The following is a 16,778-nucleotide window of genomic DNA, read 5'->3' on the forward strand; positions in this document are numbered from 1 at the left end:
TGTTTTATACAATCAACAATGGGTATAATATTATCATATAAAAATATTAAAAGATTTAATTAGTCAAATTTTTTAATACTAAACATATTATAATATATAAATATATATAACAATTTAGTGGGAGGTAATTTAGAATGGCAAAAATTATTAATACAGCAGAATTTAGAAATCAGGTTGAAGATGGTAAAGGAGTAGTAGTAGTAGATTTCTTCGCTACATGGTGTGGACCTTGTAACATGCTAGGTCCAGTGTTTGAAGAATTAGGTGAAGAAATGAAAGAAGAAGCTAAATTCTTAAAATTAGATATAGATCAAAGTTTAGAAATAGCACAACAATTCAACGTTTCAACTGTACCAACAATGATGGTTTTCAAAGATGGTAAAGCAGTTGACACTATGGTTGGATTTATGCCAAAGGATAAGATAGAATTAAAAGTAAAATCTCATTTATAGAATAGGTGAAAAAATATGCGTTATGATATAGCAATAATCGGCAGTGGTCCTGCTGGCTTATCAGCTGCAATAAATGCTAAGATAAGAAATAAGAGCTTTATCTTGTTTGGAAACGACAACCTAAGTACTAAGCTTACAAAAGCGGCGTCGATAGACAACTATTTAGGATTTCATGAAATAACGGGAGAAGACTTAAAAGAGAAATTTGTAGAACATCTTGAAAAGATGGAGATATCTATAACTAATAAAAGAATAAACAACATCTACGCAATGGGAGAGTATTTTACTTTACTGTGTGGAAGCGAGATGTTTGAAGCGACAACAGTGATACTTGCCACTGGAGTGGAGTATTCTAAGCCTATCAAAGGTGAAGAAGAGTTTTTAGGAAGAGGAGTAAGCTATTGTGCTACTTGCGATGCACCTCTTTACAGAGACAAGAATGTCGCTGTTATAGGATACAATGATGAATCACAAGAAGAAGCTAATTTTTTAAATGAACTTACATCAAAAACTTACTTTATTCCTATGTATAAGAGCGAATCTCTTATGAGAGGGTCAAAGATATTAGAGGATACAATTGAAGTAATAAATGATAGACCAGTTGAAATTAATGGGGATAATCTTGTAAACAATATACAATTTAGAAATATAGAAGAACTTGCAATAGACGGAGTATTTGTTATAAAAGACAGTACATCTCCTGCATCGCTTGTTCCTGGAATAGATATTGAAGATAGACATATAAAAATTGATGCTATGATGAATACAAGCATAGCTGGATGCTTCGCCGCTGGAGATTGTGTAGGTAGACCCTACTCATACATCAAAGCTGCCGGTCAAGGTCAGATAGCGGCTTTAAGTGCAGTATCTTATTTAGACAAACTTAAATTAAAAAATAAGTAGATCTATACGAAACTATATAAAAAGAACCTCTCAAAAGTATTTGAGAGGTTCTTTTTTTATAAAATATTTATAGTTTCTTTGAGTTTTTTCTGATATAGTTATATTTCTTAGAATTTTATCTAGATTTTCGTTTAAATCTTCTAAATCTTTACTATCCACATTGTAATTTAAAAACAGTCTTTCCATTTCTTCATTTATTGAACTTACCTTATTCGTAACTTCTACAAAAGTAGGGAAGTTACTGCTGTTTTTAGCATTTACAAATTTATTTAAATCTTTGGTGATAAAAGATACAATCTCGTATTCATCGGAAAATACACCTTGTGGAATCGGATATGGCTTAATCCTTTGAAGAAAAAACTGATCCTTTGTATTGATATTGTACGAGTAAGTTACTTTCCACTCTTCGCTTAATTTAAATTCGATAAAGTATAAATAGCTTCTTATTTTACTTATCTTAGTAGCTCCTAGTTGTCTTAGCAGAACTTCTATCGAGTCTCCTATTGCCGTGTTTTCGTTCATTAAAACATCCCCTTTATTTATATTTTAAATAAATTTAATTACCATATATACTGTTGAAATAGCTACTGACAGAAGCATTATAGGGAATCCAACTTTAAAGAATTCCTTAAATGTTATAGGATAACCGTGTCTCTGACTCACTCCTGCTAAAACTACATTGGCTGATGCACCTATTAGAGTCCCATTTCCGCCTAGACAAGCTCCGAGAGAAGTTGCCCACCATAGTGGCGTAACATCTATGCCTTGAGCCTGCATAGTAAGTATAAGCGGTATTATTGTAGCTACAAATGGAATATTATCTAAGAATGAAGATACAATTGCAGATAACCATAGGATTATAAGCATTGTAAAAATCATATGACCTTCAGTTGCTCCAATTATTACTTCGGCTAACCTATTTATCAGCCCCACTTCTACAAGGCCTCCAACTACTATAAATAGACCCATAAAGAAGAAGATAGTAGACCACTCTACATCCAATAATATTTCGTCTACATCTTGTTTACCTATAAGAAGCATTACTACTGCTCCAGTAAGTGCTACTACACAAGATTCTATTTTTAGAGAACTATGGAATGCAAATCCAATTAAAATAAAGAACATTACTACAAGACTTTTTATCATAAGTGTTTTATCTTTTATAGATTTTGTTTCATCAAGTTTTAAAATTTTATTTCTAGCTTCATCGTCTACCACAAGTTTTTTAGCGTATAAGAATTTAAAGCATATGATCATAGCTATAAGTATTACAATTATTACCGGTGAAAGATTTACCACAAAGTCCATAAAACTTAGGTTTGCAGCGCTACCTATCATTATATTTGGTGGATCACCAATAAGTGTCGCCGTACCACCAATATTAGATGCAAGTATTTGCGATAGTAAAAATGGTACTGGATTTAGTCCTAAAATTTGTGTGATTGTGATAGTCATAGGACCAATAAGTAAAACTGTTGTTACATTATCTAGTAGAGCAGATAAAACAGCAGTTATAATTATAAAGTACACCATGATTTTCCAGGGATCACCTTTTGTCTTTTTTGCTGTCCATATTGCAATATACTCGAAAAGACCCGAGTTTTTAACTACTCCAACAAACAACATCATTCCTACTAAAACCCCGATAGTGTTGAAATCTATATGACTTAATCCTTTGTCAAAGGTCAGTATGTTGAATAAGATCATAAGTAGTGCTCCGCCAAGAGATGCAACAGAGCGATTTATTTTTTCTGTTATAATGGCAGCCATTACTATTAAAAAAATACTAAGTGCTATAATTTGTTGTACTGTCATAAATAATACCTCCATTTATATTATTATATTATTTCTAGTTAGCAATATTTATATTAGCCCTTTTTGCAATATAATTCAATGGAAGTTGAAAAGTAGTTTTTTTAACATAGTATTAACAAATTTAAACTCATATTAACAGTAAATCGCTGTTTATAACAATTGCAATTGATAAAATTATAACATGATAATGCCATATTTTAATTAAAAATCAATATTTTCATCATTTAAATTTATATAAAATCATCGTTAAATATTAAAAAATGAATAACAAAAAATAATTATGCAATATTTCGCTTGATAATTATTTTTCATAATATTATAATTGTATTAATGAAATTTTTTAAATGAATAATTCATTTTGTAAATTTTATTATTTATTTTGAATTTGTTAAAAATTGTAAAAAGAAGGGAATTGAGTTATGGAAATTTCGAATTATATAATATCATTTATTAATGATAAAGTCGTATTAGTAAATGACTACTTATGGTCTTATATTCTTATTATTATGTTGGTAGCTACAGGAATTTATTTTACTTTTAAGACTAATTTTGTACAATTTAAATATTTCTTTGAAATGTTTAGATTATTGGGGAGCGGATTTTCAGACAAAGATGTAAAGAAGTCTGGAAGTATATCATCTTTTCAGGCGTTTTGTATTAGTACATCATCTAGAGTAGGTACTGGAAATATTGCTGGTATAGCGATAGCAGTTGCTATTGGGGGGCCAGGATCTGTATTTTGGATGTGGGTCATTGCATTAATTGGTTCAGCATCTAGTTTTGTCGAGAGTACACTTGCTCAAATATATAAAATAAAAGATGGAAAATCATTTAGAGGTGGACCAGCCTATTATATGGAGCAAGGTTTGAATAAAAAGTGGATGGGTATTGCGTTTTCAATACTGATATCGATTTGTTACGGTTTTGTTTTCAATGCTGTTCAAGCTAATACTGTTTCATTAGCTTTTAACAACGCATTTGGAATAAGCAAGGTTACAATGGCTATTGCTCTTGGGGTTCTTACTGCTTTAGTTATTTTTGGAGGCGTGCACAGGGTTGCAAAAGTTTCTGAAGTTATAGTTCCAGTATTTGCGAGTCTTTATATTCTAGTAGCTATAGTCATAGTACTTATAAACATTACTGAGGTTCCAGCTGTGATTAAATTAATTGTCAGCAGTGCATTTGATTTTAAGAGTATGGCTACTGGAGGATTTATTGGAACTCTTATGACTGGAGTAAAAAGAGGTCTTTTCTCTAATGAAGCGGGTATGGGTAGTGCGCCTAATGCAGCAGCTACAGCAGACGTAAAACACCCTGTAGTTCAAGGGCTTATACAGTCGCTAGGTGTCTTTACTGATACAATAATAATATGTAGCTGTACAGCTTTTATGGTTCTTCTATACTCAGGATACTCTACTAGTAAAGCTACTGGAATAGAGTTAGCTCAGGAAGCTTTAACATCTCATGTCGGTGCACTTGGTGGAATATTTGTTGCAGTTTGTATATTCTTGTTTGCATTTAGTTCAATAGTTGGGAACTATTACTATGGTGAGTCGAATATAGAGTTTATGAGCGGAAGTAAAGTTAAGCTAAACATATTTAGAGTCTTTGTAGTTGCTATGGTTTGCTTTGGATCAATAACACAAGTAGAAGTAGTTTGGAACTTAGCGGACTTGTTTATGGCACTTATGGCTATCATAAATATAATAGCGATATTGTTCTTAGGTAAATACGCGTTTATGGCGCTTAATGACTACACAAAGCAGAAAAAGGCCGGAATAAAAAATCCTGTATATACAGTAGACGATATTCCAGAGCTCCAAAATGTTTCTGAGTGGCATGGCGAAAAATAAAACATACAATTATATAATAAGATTTACCTTATTATGGTGAATAATAGAGACATATAAAAGTAACAATACTGGTGCTTTTAATATGTCTTTATTTTATTGTGATATAATAAATTGTGTAATTTAAAGAATAGGAGAGTGGATATATGAACACGAGACCATTGGACATACTATCCAAATTTTACGGATATAAAAACTTTAGAAGAGGCCAAGCGGAAATAATAAATTCTATAATAGATAAAAAAGATGTAGTAGCTTTAATGCCTACTGGAGGGGGTAAGTCTATATGTTATCAGATACCTGCTTTGGTATTTGATGGTCTTACTATAGTGGTTTCACCTTTGATATCGCTAATGAAGGATCAAGTAGATGCACTTAATGAAATAGGAGTAAAAGCAGGATTTATAAATAGTTCACTTACAGCAAAACAGTTCAGTAAAGTTTTAAGTGAGATAAAAAATGACGAGCTTAAGCTTATTTACATTGCGCCAGAGAGGTTAGATAGTGATGAATTTATAAACCTAGTTTGGGATAAAAATATAAGTCAAATTGCAATAGATGAAGCTCATTGTGTTTCACAGTGGGGACATGATTTCAGACTAAGTTATAGAGAAATACCTAAATTTATAAAGATATTAAAAAGTAAACCAGTTGTTACTGCGTTTACTGCGACTGCTTCAAATGAAGTCAGAGAAGATATAGTGAGACTGCTGCTATTAAAAGATCCGGAGTGTTTTATAACTGGATTTAATAGAGAAAACCTTACTATTAATATAGTGAGAAATTCTAATAAAAGAAAATATATGTTAGATTACATACACAACCATAAATCGGAATCAGGTATAGTTTACGCAGCTACAAGAAAAGAAGTAGAAAAAATCCATGAAATTTTGGAATCAAAAGGGTTTTCAGTTGCTAGATACCATGCTGGACTGGGTAACAAAGAGAGAACGAGTAATCAAGTTGAATTTATAAAAGATGATATAAATATCATGGTAGCGACAAATGCTTTTGGTATGGGTATAGACAAGCCAAATATAAGATGGGTAATACATTACAATATGCCTCAAAGTATTGAAAATTACTACCAAGAGATAGGTAGAGCTGGTAGAGATGGAGAAAAAAGTGAATGTATATTGATGTTTACTCCGGGAGATATTCAAGTTCAAAAGTACTTAATTGATTTAGGCGTAGATAATTCAGAACGTAAACTACATCAACATAAAAAACTTCAACAGATGGTAGACCTTGTATATACTAATTCTTGCTACAGAAAAAATATACTGGCTTATTTCGGAGAAAACTTAGAAGAGGACTGCGGGAATTGTAGTAACTGTTTAAATTCTGGTGAGATGGTGGATAAGACAGTAGATGCTCAGAAAGTTATTTCGTGTATTTACAGGATGAAGAGATCTTACGGAATAACTACCATTGTCGATGTACTTAGAGGTTCTAAAAATAAAAAAGTGTTACAATTTGGTTTTGATAAACTATCTACGTATAATATAATGAAAGATTATTCTAGTGATGATCTAAAGACTTTTATAAATACATTGGTTTCTCATGGTTATTTGGATATGGTAGAAAGCCTTGGATCTGGAGGAAGGGGAAGTTTTCCCACAATCAAGCTAAATGATATATCAATGGATATACTTAAAGGTAACATTCAGGTTGAATTTAAAGAAGATGTAATAACAGAGGTTATAGAGGTAAAAGATGAGCTTTATGAAAGACTTAGAGAACTTAGAAAGAAAATATCTATATTACAAAAGATTGCGCCTTATATGGTATTTGGTGATGGGACACTTAAAAGCATGTCTATGAAAATGCCAACTACACAAAAAGAGATGTTAAATATATCTGGAGTTGGTCAAGTTAAATACGAAAAGTATGGAGAGCAATTTGAAAATGTAATTAAAGAATATATGGATAAAAACGGAATTGTAAGAAAAGTAGATAAAAATCCTCTTAATGAAGATATTTTAAACGATGAAAAGCCCGTAAAAGAAAAATTAAGCTCTAAAAGAAAATCTGAAAAAGTTGAAATAGAAGATGAGTTTTTTAGTGTTGAGTCCAATAAAGAATTGTATGATGTGTTAGATATATTTAGAAAAAAGTGTGCTGAAAAGGATAGAAGTTTACCATCAATGGTTTTATCTAAAGATACTATTAAGGAAATAAGTGGTAGATACCCAATAAATGAGGAACAGCTCTCTGATATAGCTGGGATAGGGCCTACTAAAGTTAAAAAGTACGGAGAAAGTATAATTAGTATTGTTAAAGTGTATATTGATAAAAATTCAATAGATACTTTATGGACTGATAAAAAGAGAAAGACATTGATACTTGACGGAGAGAGCAGAAAGAAAAATGAAATAGCTTTAGATTTATTAAACCAAGGTCAAAACGTAGAAGAAGTAGGAGAATTTTTGGAAGCTTCACAGTCTACAGTCTTAGGTTATGTACACAATTATTTAGAAGAGGGAAATAACCTGACATTTGATTTAGACATAAATGGATACTACGATGAGCAAGAAAAAGAAATGATATTAGATATGTATAGTAAACACGGTGACAAAAACCTAAATATTTTAAAGAGAAAACTGCCTGATAATATAAAATACGAAACTATACGAGCTGTCTTGTTGGTTAAATTGCTCGAAGATATGGACAAAAAAATGTAAAATTGTGATTCATGCCGTAAGTTTTTTGCATAAAAAAGCAAGTTTTGATATGAAATAGATTATATATGCGAAATAATGCGTTAAAATCAATTTTAAGAACAATTATTGATGCAGACAACAAAAGCATCTGAAATAATGCAGAAACGCATAGAGGGTGTAAATATTGCCTGGGAAATGGTAATAGATATATCTAGAAGACGATATTATATTAATAAATAAATGTGAAACATGTAAATAGTTTTCATACTATTAATATAGTATAAAGTATACGCATATTTAGAGTTTCGTTTGAATTATATGTGAATTTTAGTCTGTAAGACTCAAATAGCTTTAAAAAAATGTTAGAATAAATATGTAACAAAAAATAAAGATCGACTACGAGAATTACAGGAGAATTAATTATGGGATTAAAAGAATTTGACTTTATTGAAGAATCTATAGAGATGTTGAGAACAATGAGTCCTGCTCTAGAGAGTATATCAGATGAAATAAAGGATCACTTTGAAGAAATTTTGAAAGAAAAAAATCAGGAGTATATAAACCTTACTTCTAGGATTAAATCTGAACCGAGCTTGAGAGAGAAGATTATAAGAAATAGATATATCAAGAAGTACAGTGAAGCTGGTGATTTGATAGACAATATGTCAGATATAATCGGTATCAGAATAGAGTGCAGGTTTATAGAAGATGAAGCTAAAATATATAGATTGTTTCGTAGACACTTCAATAAAACAGATGACAAAATATACTACTACAATAAAGATAATAAAAATATCAAACTAAAGTTATCAGAAAAACAACCTAATAAGCAGAAAAATGGTTTTGAGATATACAAGATCGACGGTGTTTACGACTATTTAAATAAAGAAGTAAATTTTGAGCTTCAGATAAAATCACTGGTAAATGTGTTCTGGAGTGAAATTGAACATAAAATAATTTACAAAAATAATACTTATTTACTAGCGGATAAGTTTATAAAAGATATGATGTCTTCGATTAGAAGCAATTTAACAATGATTGATGGTCAGTTGCTTAGTCTTTATAAAAACTTTAATTCAAATCAAAAGTTCAACATGAATACTAGTAAGATGGAGATGGAAAAGCTATTTGCAAAGCTTGTGTACGATGTATTCTACGATAAGATGGACAGCAGTATAGGTTTTGTAGTGGATTTTAAAAAGCCATGTGAGACTATACTAAACTACTCATTTAGCAAAAAGGATATTGTAGAAGACGATTTAGGTGAATTTATGTTGGAAGAATTTTTGAGGTTAGGTGAGATTGTAAATAAAGAAATCGACTTTAATGAAGAGTTAGTATTCGTAAACGAACCAGATTTTGAGGATGATTTCTGTAAAACAGTTGGAGAACATTTTAGAAGTAGATTGAATACAGAGTTCCCTTGGAATCTATTCTTTAGGATCTTATTTGAAATAGAGCAATGTGATAACAAACAAGATTTTGAAAATTTTGTACTATATATAAAAGAAAATATAATAAGTTTGGAAATTAAGGAACAACTTCAAAGTTACTTTAAAGGAGATTCCGATAAGATTGTAGATGAAATATATAAATGCGTTGCTGAAAGCATAACTAAAATAGACAGCGTGGAGATATTATATAATTACAACTTAGAAAAGATAGCTTTCAACTGCGGTGAAGTAGTAGGATTGATATGTAGGGAATTTGATACTTATGAAGAGTACTTAAATAACAAAGAAGATTTACTGACATCATTTAAGGAAAAGATAACTCAAATATTTGAATAAATTTGCAACAACACTCATATATTAATTTGCAAAAGGAGAGGAGCCAAAATTAAACCTATACAGAAGACAGGAGTTATTTTAGCTGGAGGATTGGGACCTAAAGGTGGTATATACGCAGCTTTAAACGTTTCAAAACACGATATTGTTGTCGTTTCCTGTGATATGCCTTTTGTAAATACCTTTGTAGTTGAAAAAATTGCAAAGCAGATGTATGATAGAAGTATAGTTTCTGTATGCAATGAAAAAATAAAGCCGTTGTGTTCTGGCTATAAAAAAGAAATATTAAAAGAAGTTTATGCATAAGCAAGAATAATTTAAAGCTTAAAAATCTAGTAGACAGAATAGATAAAAAACATGTATACTTTAACCTAAGCGAAAATTATTTTGAAAACATCAATACTATAGAAGAATTTGAGATATGTAGAATATAAAATAGTATGGTAAATTTATAAGATATGCTTAAGTATGGAAGGAGATATATATGAATCTTAATAGATACAATTCATGGGCTGTTGTAACTGCCGAGTGCAGCAAAGAGAGCAAGGTTTTTTCAATAATTAAAGAATTACAGGATAAGGATTTTAAAGTAGTCGCTATAGATGAAAATTTAAATCCTATAGATGGAGTAGAGGTGTACGAAAGCCTTAAAGATGTACCAAATAATATCGATGTTGTCACAATCGTTGAAAAATACACTATGATAGAATCTATTTTTGATGAAATGGAACTTTTAGACATAAGAAATCTGTGGTTTGAAGAGGGAAGCTTTAATGCAGCAATTTTAAAGAAGGCTAAAGAGCTTAAATTAAATATAGAGCATGAATCAGATCTTTGCAGAGAACTTAACGATCTATAGGATCGGTAGTTTTTTTGTGAAATAAATAGTTTTGTAGAGTTAATAAATAGCTTTGTCAATATAAAAGTATATTATAATTTAAAATTAATTGAAAGAAATCATTAAACTTTACGGATGATTTCTTTTTTTATGTAGATTAAGTATGAATATAGGGATTTATATTATATAATGTATATGTAGACTTTAATTTTTTTTTTAGTATGTATTAAAATAATAATCAATATATAAATTAAAACAAATTAATAATTTGTTTTGAGGAGGATATATGTTTAATGTTGCAATTATAACTCTTAGTGATAAAGGATCTCGCGGAGAAAGAGAAGATATTACTGCTAAGAGACTTATGGAATTTGTTGAAGGTAAAAAAATATATAGAGTTGTAAAGTATTTGTTGCAAAGTGACAATTGCGATGAATTAAAAGAGAATTTAATAAAATTATGTGATAGCAATGAAGTGGATTTGATTCTTACCAATGGCGGTACAGGGTTTTCAAAGAGAGATAATACCCCAGAGGCAACTAATGCTGTTTTAGAGAGAGAAATACCAGGACTTAGTGAGTACATGAGAATGAGATCGACAGAAATAACAAAGCAAGCTATTTTAAGTAGAGGTGTTAGTGGTATAAGAAAGAATACAATAATAGTAAACTTGCCGGGAAGTCCTAAGGGAGCAGTTGAAAATCTAGAGTTTATTATAGATGTATTGCCTCATGGTATTGAGATATTAAAGGGAGAAGCTACAGAATGTGCCACTAATGACAAAAAATAATTAGCAAAGAGGTAGATTCAATATGGTAGATAATTATGGAAGAGAAATAAACTATCTTCGAATTTCGCTAACTGATAAATGCAATTTAAGATGTCTATATTGTATGCCAAATGGCGTAGAATTTGATGATGAGTATATAAATGATTTTTTAAGTTTTGATGATTATAAATTTATTATAAGTTCTATGGCTGAAATGGGAATCAATAAAGTTAGATTCACGGGTGGAGAACCTCTTTTATATCCTAAATTAGAGCAACTTATAAAGCATACCAAAGACTCTGGTATAGATGACGTGTGCATGACTACTAATGCGATAGGGTTGACTGAAAGACTGCAAACGTTGAAGCAAAATGGGCTTAGTAAAGTAAATATTAGTCTAGACTCTTTAAAAGAATATAGATACAAGTCTATAACTCAGGGTGGAGAGTTAAAATATGTACTATCGGCTATAGATAAATGTATTGAACTTGGTATAAAAGTTAAGATAAACTGTGTTGCAATCAAAGAATTTAATGATGATGAGATACTAGATCTTATGAATATGACTATAAGAAAATATGTAGATGTTAGATTTATAGAATTGATGCCGCTTGGAGAAGCTAGGAAAATATACAAAAAAGGATATTTAAATATTAAGGACATGATAAACTCGGTTGGTGGGCTAGAAAAAGTTGAAGATACCGAAAACAGTACAGCTGATTACTATAGATTTAAGAATTCAAAGGGGAAAATAGGTGTAATTACACCTTTAAGCTGTTCTTTTTGTAATACTTGCAGTAGACTAAGACTTACATCAAGAGGTTTTATCAAAACATGTCTACATTCAAAAGAAGAAATAGACATAAAACCTTTTATAAATAAGCCACTTCTGTTTAAGGCTGAGATGAAAGACATTGTAAAATCTAAACCGGAGAGACATCATTTAATAGAAAATAAAACTACAGATACTGATAGATGTATGTACGAAATTGGAGGTTAGAATGTTAACTCATATAAATGAAAAAGGCTATGCTAAAATGGTAGACATAAGCGATAAAGATGATACTCAGAGAATAGCCGTAGCAACAGCTACAATAACTCTGAGCAAGGAAGCATTAGAAAAGGTAAAAAATGGTCAAATTAAAAAAGGTGATGTTTTATCTGTAGCACAGGTTGCCGGTATTATGGGTGCAAAGAATACTTCTAATAATATACCTATGTGCCATCAAATAAACCTTGTAGGATGCGATCTAGACTTTGAGATAGATGATGAAAACTCTAGTATAAAGATATATTCAACATGTAAATCAATGGGTAAAACAGGAGTTGAGATGGAAGCGTTAAATTCATGTTCCATAGCAGCTCTTACAATATACGATATGTGTAAAGCAGTAGATAAGAAGATGGTAATAAGCAATATCCATCTAATAGAGAAAACTGGTGGAAAATCAGGTGACTTTAAATTTTAGGGTGAGGTAGGAGATTATGGCTAAGGTAGTATCAATTAACATTAGTAAAAAAAAGGGAGTAATAAAAGTCCCTGTAAAGAGTGCTGAACTAAAAATAGATCATGGAATAGTAGGAGATGCTCATGCTGGCAACTGGCACAGACAGATAAGTTTACTTGGTGATGAGAGTATAGACAAGATGAGACATGCAAAGTCTGATTTAAAATCAGGTGACTTTGCAGAAAACATAACTACATCTGGTATTGAAGTATTCACTCTTCCGATTGGGACAAGACTTAAAATGGGTGGGTGCGTAGTAGAAGTAACTCAGATAGGTAAAAAATGCCACAGCGGATGTGAAATAAAACAGATAACAGGCGACTGTATAATGCCTAGAGAAGGTATATTTGTTAAAGTCATAGTAGGTGGAGCATTAAATGTAGGAGATGAAATTGCAATTCTGTAGTTTATATTCTACTAAAATAGATGATATTTTAAAGATTAAACGGTATTCGTTAAGTGCGAGGCCGTTTTTTTATGTGCTATTTTTAAAAAAAGTCATAAATAAGCTATTGTGCGAATATAATCTAATATTTAGATAATGTATTTAGGTGGTGATTTTATGGCGTCAAAAGGTTTACCTAGAAATTCAGATGAGAAGTTTTTAAGGATAAGAGTTTTATCACACACTGGTGACAAGGTTAATATAAAGTTGCCAATAGAATTTTCTAAGCAGATGATTCAAGACAACGCTTTAGATTTTTTTGAAGAAAATGATGGTGTAATAGACGGTAAGAAGATAACAGATATGTTAATAAGCGCTTTCGACTACGATCTGACAGGTGAGATAGTTACCTTTGAAAGGAATAATAAGGATATAATAAAGGTATTTATCGGATAGAAGTTTAGATATGAAAACCTGTAAAACTAAAAATCACTTCCAGTATTGTAGATTTTAAATGATTGTGTATTTAAATCTATAAATATTGAAAGTGATTTTGTTTTTTATTTAAATATTTTATTATACTTAAGTTAAATGTTTACTGAAAATCTAGAACCATTCTAGCAATATTTTTACAGTGGTCCGAGATTCTCTCAATATTTGTAAGTAAATCTAAGAATATTACTCCGGCATCTATAGTACAATCGCCTTCGTTAAGTCTAGTTATATGAGCTTTTCTATATGTTTTTTCTAAATAGTTGACTTCTTCTTCAGTTTTTAATACTTCATTAGCTAAGTTGAAATCCATATCGTTAAGAGCTGTCATAGAGAACTCAAGATTTTGTAAAGTTTTACCGTAGATTTCATTTATTTCTTGTATAGCAGTTTCAGAGAATACTAAATCACTCTTGATCATTTCTCCTGCTAATTCTGCTATATTTTCTGCGTGATCTGATACTCTCTCGATATCATTTACAGTATGGTAAAGTGAATCTATCATAAATCTCTCATCATCTCTTAGTGGCTCTTTTGAAAGCTTTAATAGATAAGTAAGTAGGTCTTTCTGAAGTTTATTGACCGTCTTTTCAGATTCGAAAGCTTTTTTAAGTACAGCACTATCTTTATCGATCAAGGCGCTCATCGAATACTTTAGAGTGTTTGTAGATTTATTTCCCATTCTAATAACTTCTTGTACAGAGTTTGCAAGGGCTATTGAAGGTGTTTCGAACATTCTATCATCAAGATATTTTGTATTGCTTGAAATTTCATCTTCATTGTCTCTAAGAGGCATAATCTTAGTAGAAAGTCTTACTATGTATTTAGAGAATGGAAGCAAGATAATCACGTTTGTTAAATTAAACAGTGTATGTGCATTTGCAAGTTGTCTAGCCGTATTTCCCGGATCTAGATATGTTACAATTGCAGAGATAGGTTTGTTTAATATAAGCATAAATATAATTGTTCCTATTACATTAAAAGATAGATGCATTATAGCTGCTCTTCTAGCGTTTCTACTTGCACCAACGCTTGATATAAGAGAAGTTACACAAGTACCTATGTTATCTCCATAAAGAATTGGCAGCGCAGCAGATAGTGGAAGAATTCCCTGAGATGCTAAAGCTATAAGCATACCCATAGAAGCACTCGAACTTTGAATAATACCAGTAATCATAAAACCAGCTAGAACTCCTAGAATTGGGTTCTTACCAAAGTATAAAAGGGCATCGGTAAAAGACTTATAATGAGCGAGAGGTTCCACTGCATTTTTCATAAATTCCATACCAGTAAAAAGTATACCAAAACCTATAAGAATTTCAGCAGTATGTTTTACTTTATCATTTGTAGCAAATAAATAAAATATAATACCTATACCAAGTGCTAATGGAGCCAATGCGTTAAGATCAAAAGATACCAACTGTGCTGTAACAGTAGTACCGATATTAGCCCCCATTATAATACCTATTGCCTGACTCAAGTTCATAATACCTGCATTTACAAAACCTACGACCATTACCGTAGTGGCACTAGAACTTTGGATAATACCTGTTACGACTGCTCCAACGAGAACTCCCATAACGACATTGCTTGTTAGCATTTCGATTATTTTCTTTAACTTATTTCCGGCAGATTTCTGAAGTCCTTCACCCATAAGGTTCATTCCGTAAAGAAATAGACCAAGTCCGCCCATAAGGCTAATTGCTATATTCACTTGTATCCTCCTAAATGATTTATTTAATTTTTATTTTTGGCATAAAAAAGTCTCACAGATATAGAATAACAAATTTGTTCAAAGATAATATTAACATACTGTTAAGTAAAAGTTAAGAAAATGTTAAATGAAGGTTATGGATATTTGTTGAATTTGTTAAATTTGTTATAATATTTAACAAAAAGTTTAAATTTCAATTTAATTTAAAATAGATTTAATATTTCACAAATTATTCCATTTGAGCTATACTAAGAGGTAGAATTAAAATAAAGGAGATGTATATAAATTGAAAAAATTTAGGAGGTCGCTTTGAAATACATACAAATAATGATTCTATCAATGATACCAATTACTGAACTCAGGGGTGCGATACCAATAGGTATAGCTATGGGTCTAAACCCAATTGCTGTGTATATTGTAAGTGTGATAGGGTCAACTTTAGTTTCAATACCACTTGTGATGACTTTTAGGCAAATAATGCTCTATTTAAAGAGAAAAAAACTTTTCACTAAAATAGTAGAAAAGATAGATAGAAAAATTGATACTGGAATCAAAAAATTAAAGAGTGCAACAATAATTGGGATTATAATATTTGTTGGAATTCCACTTCCAACTACTGGAACATGGACGGCTTCTGCTATTGCCTCTATATTGAAAATGAGGATTAGGGATGTGCTATTTGGGGTATTTGTAGGTAATGCTGTCGCTGGAATTATAGTTTCTGCGATTTCTTTACATCTAATATAAAAATAACAAAATCAAGTTTAATTTTACATATTTGACAGTTTAAAGATGGTTATATGAATTATAACATACAAATTTAATTTTATAAGTTTTGTAGGTAGGAATTTAGATTTGGCGCCATAGTATAAAGTGTGGTGCCAAATCTTATTTAATTTATTTAATTTTTTTTGGATAATAAAGCACTTTATAAAATTAAGTTTATACATGCGATTTGACAAGTTAGAACTTAATAATTAAAATTATAGATGTAATTAATTTAATTAAGATAATTAACTTCATTTTTAATTATAAATTTCTGATAAGGGGTTGAAATATGAAACTATCTACTAAAGATTTAATTTTATGTGGTATATTTGCAAGTATTACGGCTATTCTTTCTCAGATATCTATACCGCTACCTTTTACTACAGTTCCTCTTACAATGCAGACTTTTGCAGTAGGACTAACTGGTGTAATCCTCGGTGCTAAAAGAGGATTTATATCCCAGCTTATCTACGTTTTAGTTGGAGCAGTAGGATTACCGGTATTTGCTCAGATGACAGGAGGAATGGGAATTGTTTTGGGACCCACAGGAGGTTATATACTAGGGTTTCCGCTTATGGCACTCATAGTTGGTTATTTTAAAGATAAATTTGATTCAAAGATTGCAATTATATTTGGTATGATTTTAGGGCTATTGGTGGATTATACACTTGGAACTGCAATGTTTATTTTTATAACAAAGATGACCGTTGTTCAAGCTTTACTTGCATGCGTAGTACCATTTATTCCACTGGATTTAGTAAAAGTAGTATTTGTTTCTGTAATAGGGGCAACTTTATCTAAAAGATTGTATTTAGGTAAGGTTTAAATTAAAAT

At 30.8% G+C, this 16,778-nt stretch carries 17 protein-coding genes; 14 read left to right on the forward strand and 3 right to left on the reverse strand.

The window, feature by feature from the left end; translation table 11 throughout:
• Window positions 1-134: 134 nt before the first annotated feature.
• The gene (gene trxA / locus T473_RS0100480; RefSeq protein ID WP_024620129.1) at window positions 135-452 is read left to right on the forward strand and encodes a thioredoxin; all 318 of its coding nucleotides are present in this window, start codon (window positions 135-137) and stop codon (window positions 450-452) included.
• Between the two features lie 15 nt (window positions 453-467).
• Window positions 468-1,355 carry an NAD(P)/FAD-dependent oxidoreductase gene (locus T473_RS0100485; RefSeq protein WP_024620130.1) on the forward strand — a complete coding sequence of 296 codons (888 nt, stop codon included), beginning with the start codon at window positions 468-470 and terminating at the stop codon, window positions 1,353-1,355.
• Between the two features lie 30 nt (window positions 1,356-1,385).
• Here T473_RS0100485 and T473_RS0100490 read toward each other — a convergent pair whose 3' ends face one another.
• The gene (locus tag T473_RS0100490; RefSeq protein ID WP_024620131.1) at window positions 1,386-1,877 is read right to left on the reverse strand and encodes a hypothetical protein; all 492 of its coding nucleotides are present in this window, start codon (window positions 1,875-1,877) and stop codon (window positions 1,386-1,388) included.
• 24 nt (window positions 1,878-1,901) lie between these two features.
• Window positions 1,902-3,170, reverse strand: coding sequence for an ArsB/NhaD family transporter (locus T473_RS0100495; protein ID WP_024620132.1), 1,269 nt, complete (start codon window positions 3,168-3,170; stop codon window positions 1,902-1,904).
• Window positions 3,171-3,589: 419 nt separating this feature from the next.
• Between T473_RS0100495 and T473_RS0100500 the strand changes: the two genes are divergently transcribed.
• The 10 genes from T473_RS0100500 (at window position 3,590) to T473_RS0100545 (ending at window position 13,426) form a co-directional block, all read left to right on the forward strand.
• Window positions 3,590-5,023 (forward strand): alanine/glycine:cation symporter family protein, encoded by a 1,434-nt coding sequence (locus tag T473_RS0100500; protein ID WP_024620133.1) that lies wholly within the window; start codon window positions 3,590-3,592, stop codon window positions 5,021-5,023.
• Window positions 5,024-5,166: 143 nt separating this feature from the next.
• On the forward strand, window positions 5,167-7,704 hold the full coding sequence (gene recQ / locus T473_RS0100505) for a DNA helicase RecQ (RefSeq protein ID WP_024620134.1): 2,538 nt from the start codon (window positions 5,167-5,169) through the stop codon (window positions 7,702-7,704).
• A 401-nt stretch (window positions 7,705-8,105) separates the two neighbouring features.
• Window positions 8,106-9,473 carry a GTP pyrophosphokinase gene (locus T473_RS0100510; RefSeq protein ID WP_024620135.1) on the forward strand — a complete coding sequence of 456 codons (1,368 nt, stop codon included), beginning with the start codon at window positions 8,106-8,108 and terminating at the stop codon, window positions 9,471-9,473.
• 90 nt (window positions 9,474-9,563) lie between these two features.
• On the forward strand, window positions 9,564-9,776 hold the full coding sequence (locus tag T473_RS17105) for an NTP transferase domain-containing protein (RefSeq protein ID WP_024620136.1): 213 nt from the start codon (window positions 9,564-9,566) through the stop codon (window positions 9,774-9,776).
• Between the two features lie 178 nt (window positions 9,777-9,954).
• Window positions 9,955-10,329 carry a CoA-binding protein gene (locus T473_RS0100520; RefSeq protein ID WP_024620137.1) on the forward strand — a complete coding sequence of 125 codons (375 nt, stop codon included), beginning with the start codon at window positions 9,955-9,957 and terminating at the stop codon, window positions 10,327-10,329.
• Window positions 10,330-10,594: 265 nt separating this feature from the next.
• Window positions 10,595-11,098 (forward strand): MogA/MoaB family molybdenum cofactor biosynthesis protein, encoded by a 504-nt coding sequence (locus T473_RS0100525; RefSeq protein ID WP_024620138.1) that lies wholly within the window; start codon window positions 10,595-10,597, stop codon window positions 11,096-11,098.
• 22 nt (window positions 11,099-11,120) lie between these two features.
• Entirely contained in the window at window positions 11,121-12,077 is a 957-nt protein-coding gene (gene moaA / locus T473_RS0100530; RefSeq protein ID WP_024620139.1) for a GTP 3',8-cyclase MoaA, read from the forward strand.
• A 1-nt stretch (window position 12,078) separates the two neighbouring features.
• Window positions 12,079-12,546, forward strand: coding sequence for a cyclic pyranopterin monophosphate synthase MoaC (gene moaC / locus T473_RS0100535; protein WP_024620140.1), 468 nt, complete (start codon window positions 12,079-12,081; stop codon window positions 12,544-12,546).
• Between the two features lie 16 nt (window positions 12,547-12,562).
• Window positions 12,563-12,991: an MOSC domain-containing protein gene (locus tag T473_RS0100540; protein WP_024620141.1), complete on the forward strand. Its 429-nt coding sequence runs from the start codon at window positions 12,563-12,565 to the stop codon at window positions 12,989-12,991.
• Between the two features lie 156 nt (window positions 12,992-13,147).
• Window positions 13,148-13,426, forward strand: a complete 279-nt coding sequence (locus T473_RS0100545) for a hypothetical protein (protein WP_024620142.1) — start codon at window positions 13,148-13,150, stop codon at window positions 13,424-13,426.
• A 139-nt stretch (window positions 13,427-13,565) separates the two neighbouring features.
• On the opposite strand, the gene T473_RS0100550 is transcribed toward T473_RS0100545, so the two are convergent.
• Window positions 13,566-15,176 carry a Na/Pi cotransporter family protein gene (locus T473_RS0100550; RefSeq protein WP_024620143.1) on the reverse strand — a complete coding sequence of 537 codons (1,611 nt, stop codon included), beginning with the start codon at window positions 15,174-15,176 and terminating at the stop codon, window positions 13,566-13,568.
• 309 nt (window positions 15,177-15,485) lie between these two features.
• On the opposite strand from T473_RS0100550, the gene T473_RS0100555 reads away from it, so the two are divergent.
• Window positions 15,486-15,923: a COG2426 family protein gene (locus tag T473_RS0100555; RefSeq protein ID WP_024620144.1), complete on the forward strand. Its 438-nt coding sequence runs from the start codon at window positions 15,486-15,488 to the stop codon at window positions 15,921-15,923.
• Between the two features lie 310 nt (window positions 15,924-16,233).
• Window positions 16,234-16,770 (forward strand): biotin transporter BioY, encoded by a 537-nt coding sequence (locus tag T473_RS0100560; protein WP_024620145.1) that lies wholly within the window; start codon window positions 16,234-16,236, stop codon window positions 16,768-16,770.
• Window positions 16,771-16,778: the final 8 nt, after the last annotated feature.

It is taken from the genome of Clostridioides mangenotii TR (assembly GCF_000498755.1).
GTDB lineage: Bacteria > Bacillota > Clostridia > Peptostreptococcales > Peptostreptococcaceae > Metaclostridioides > Metaclostridioides mangenotii_A.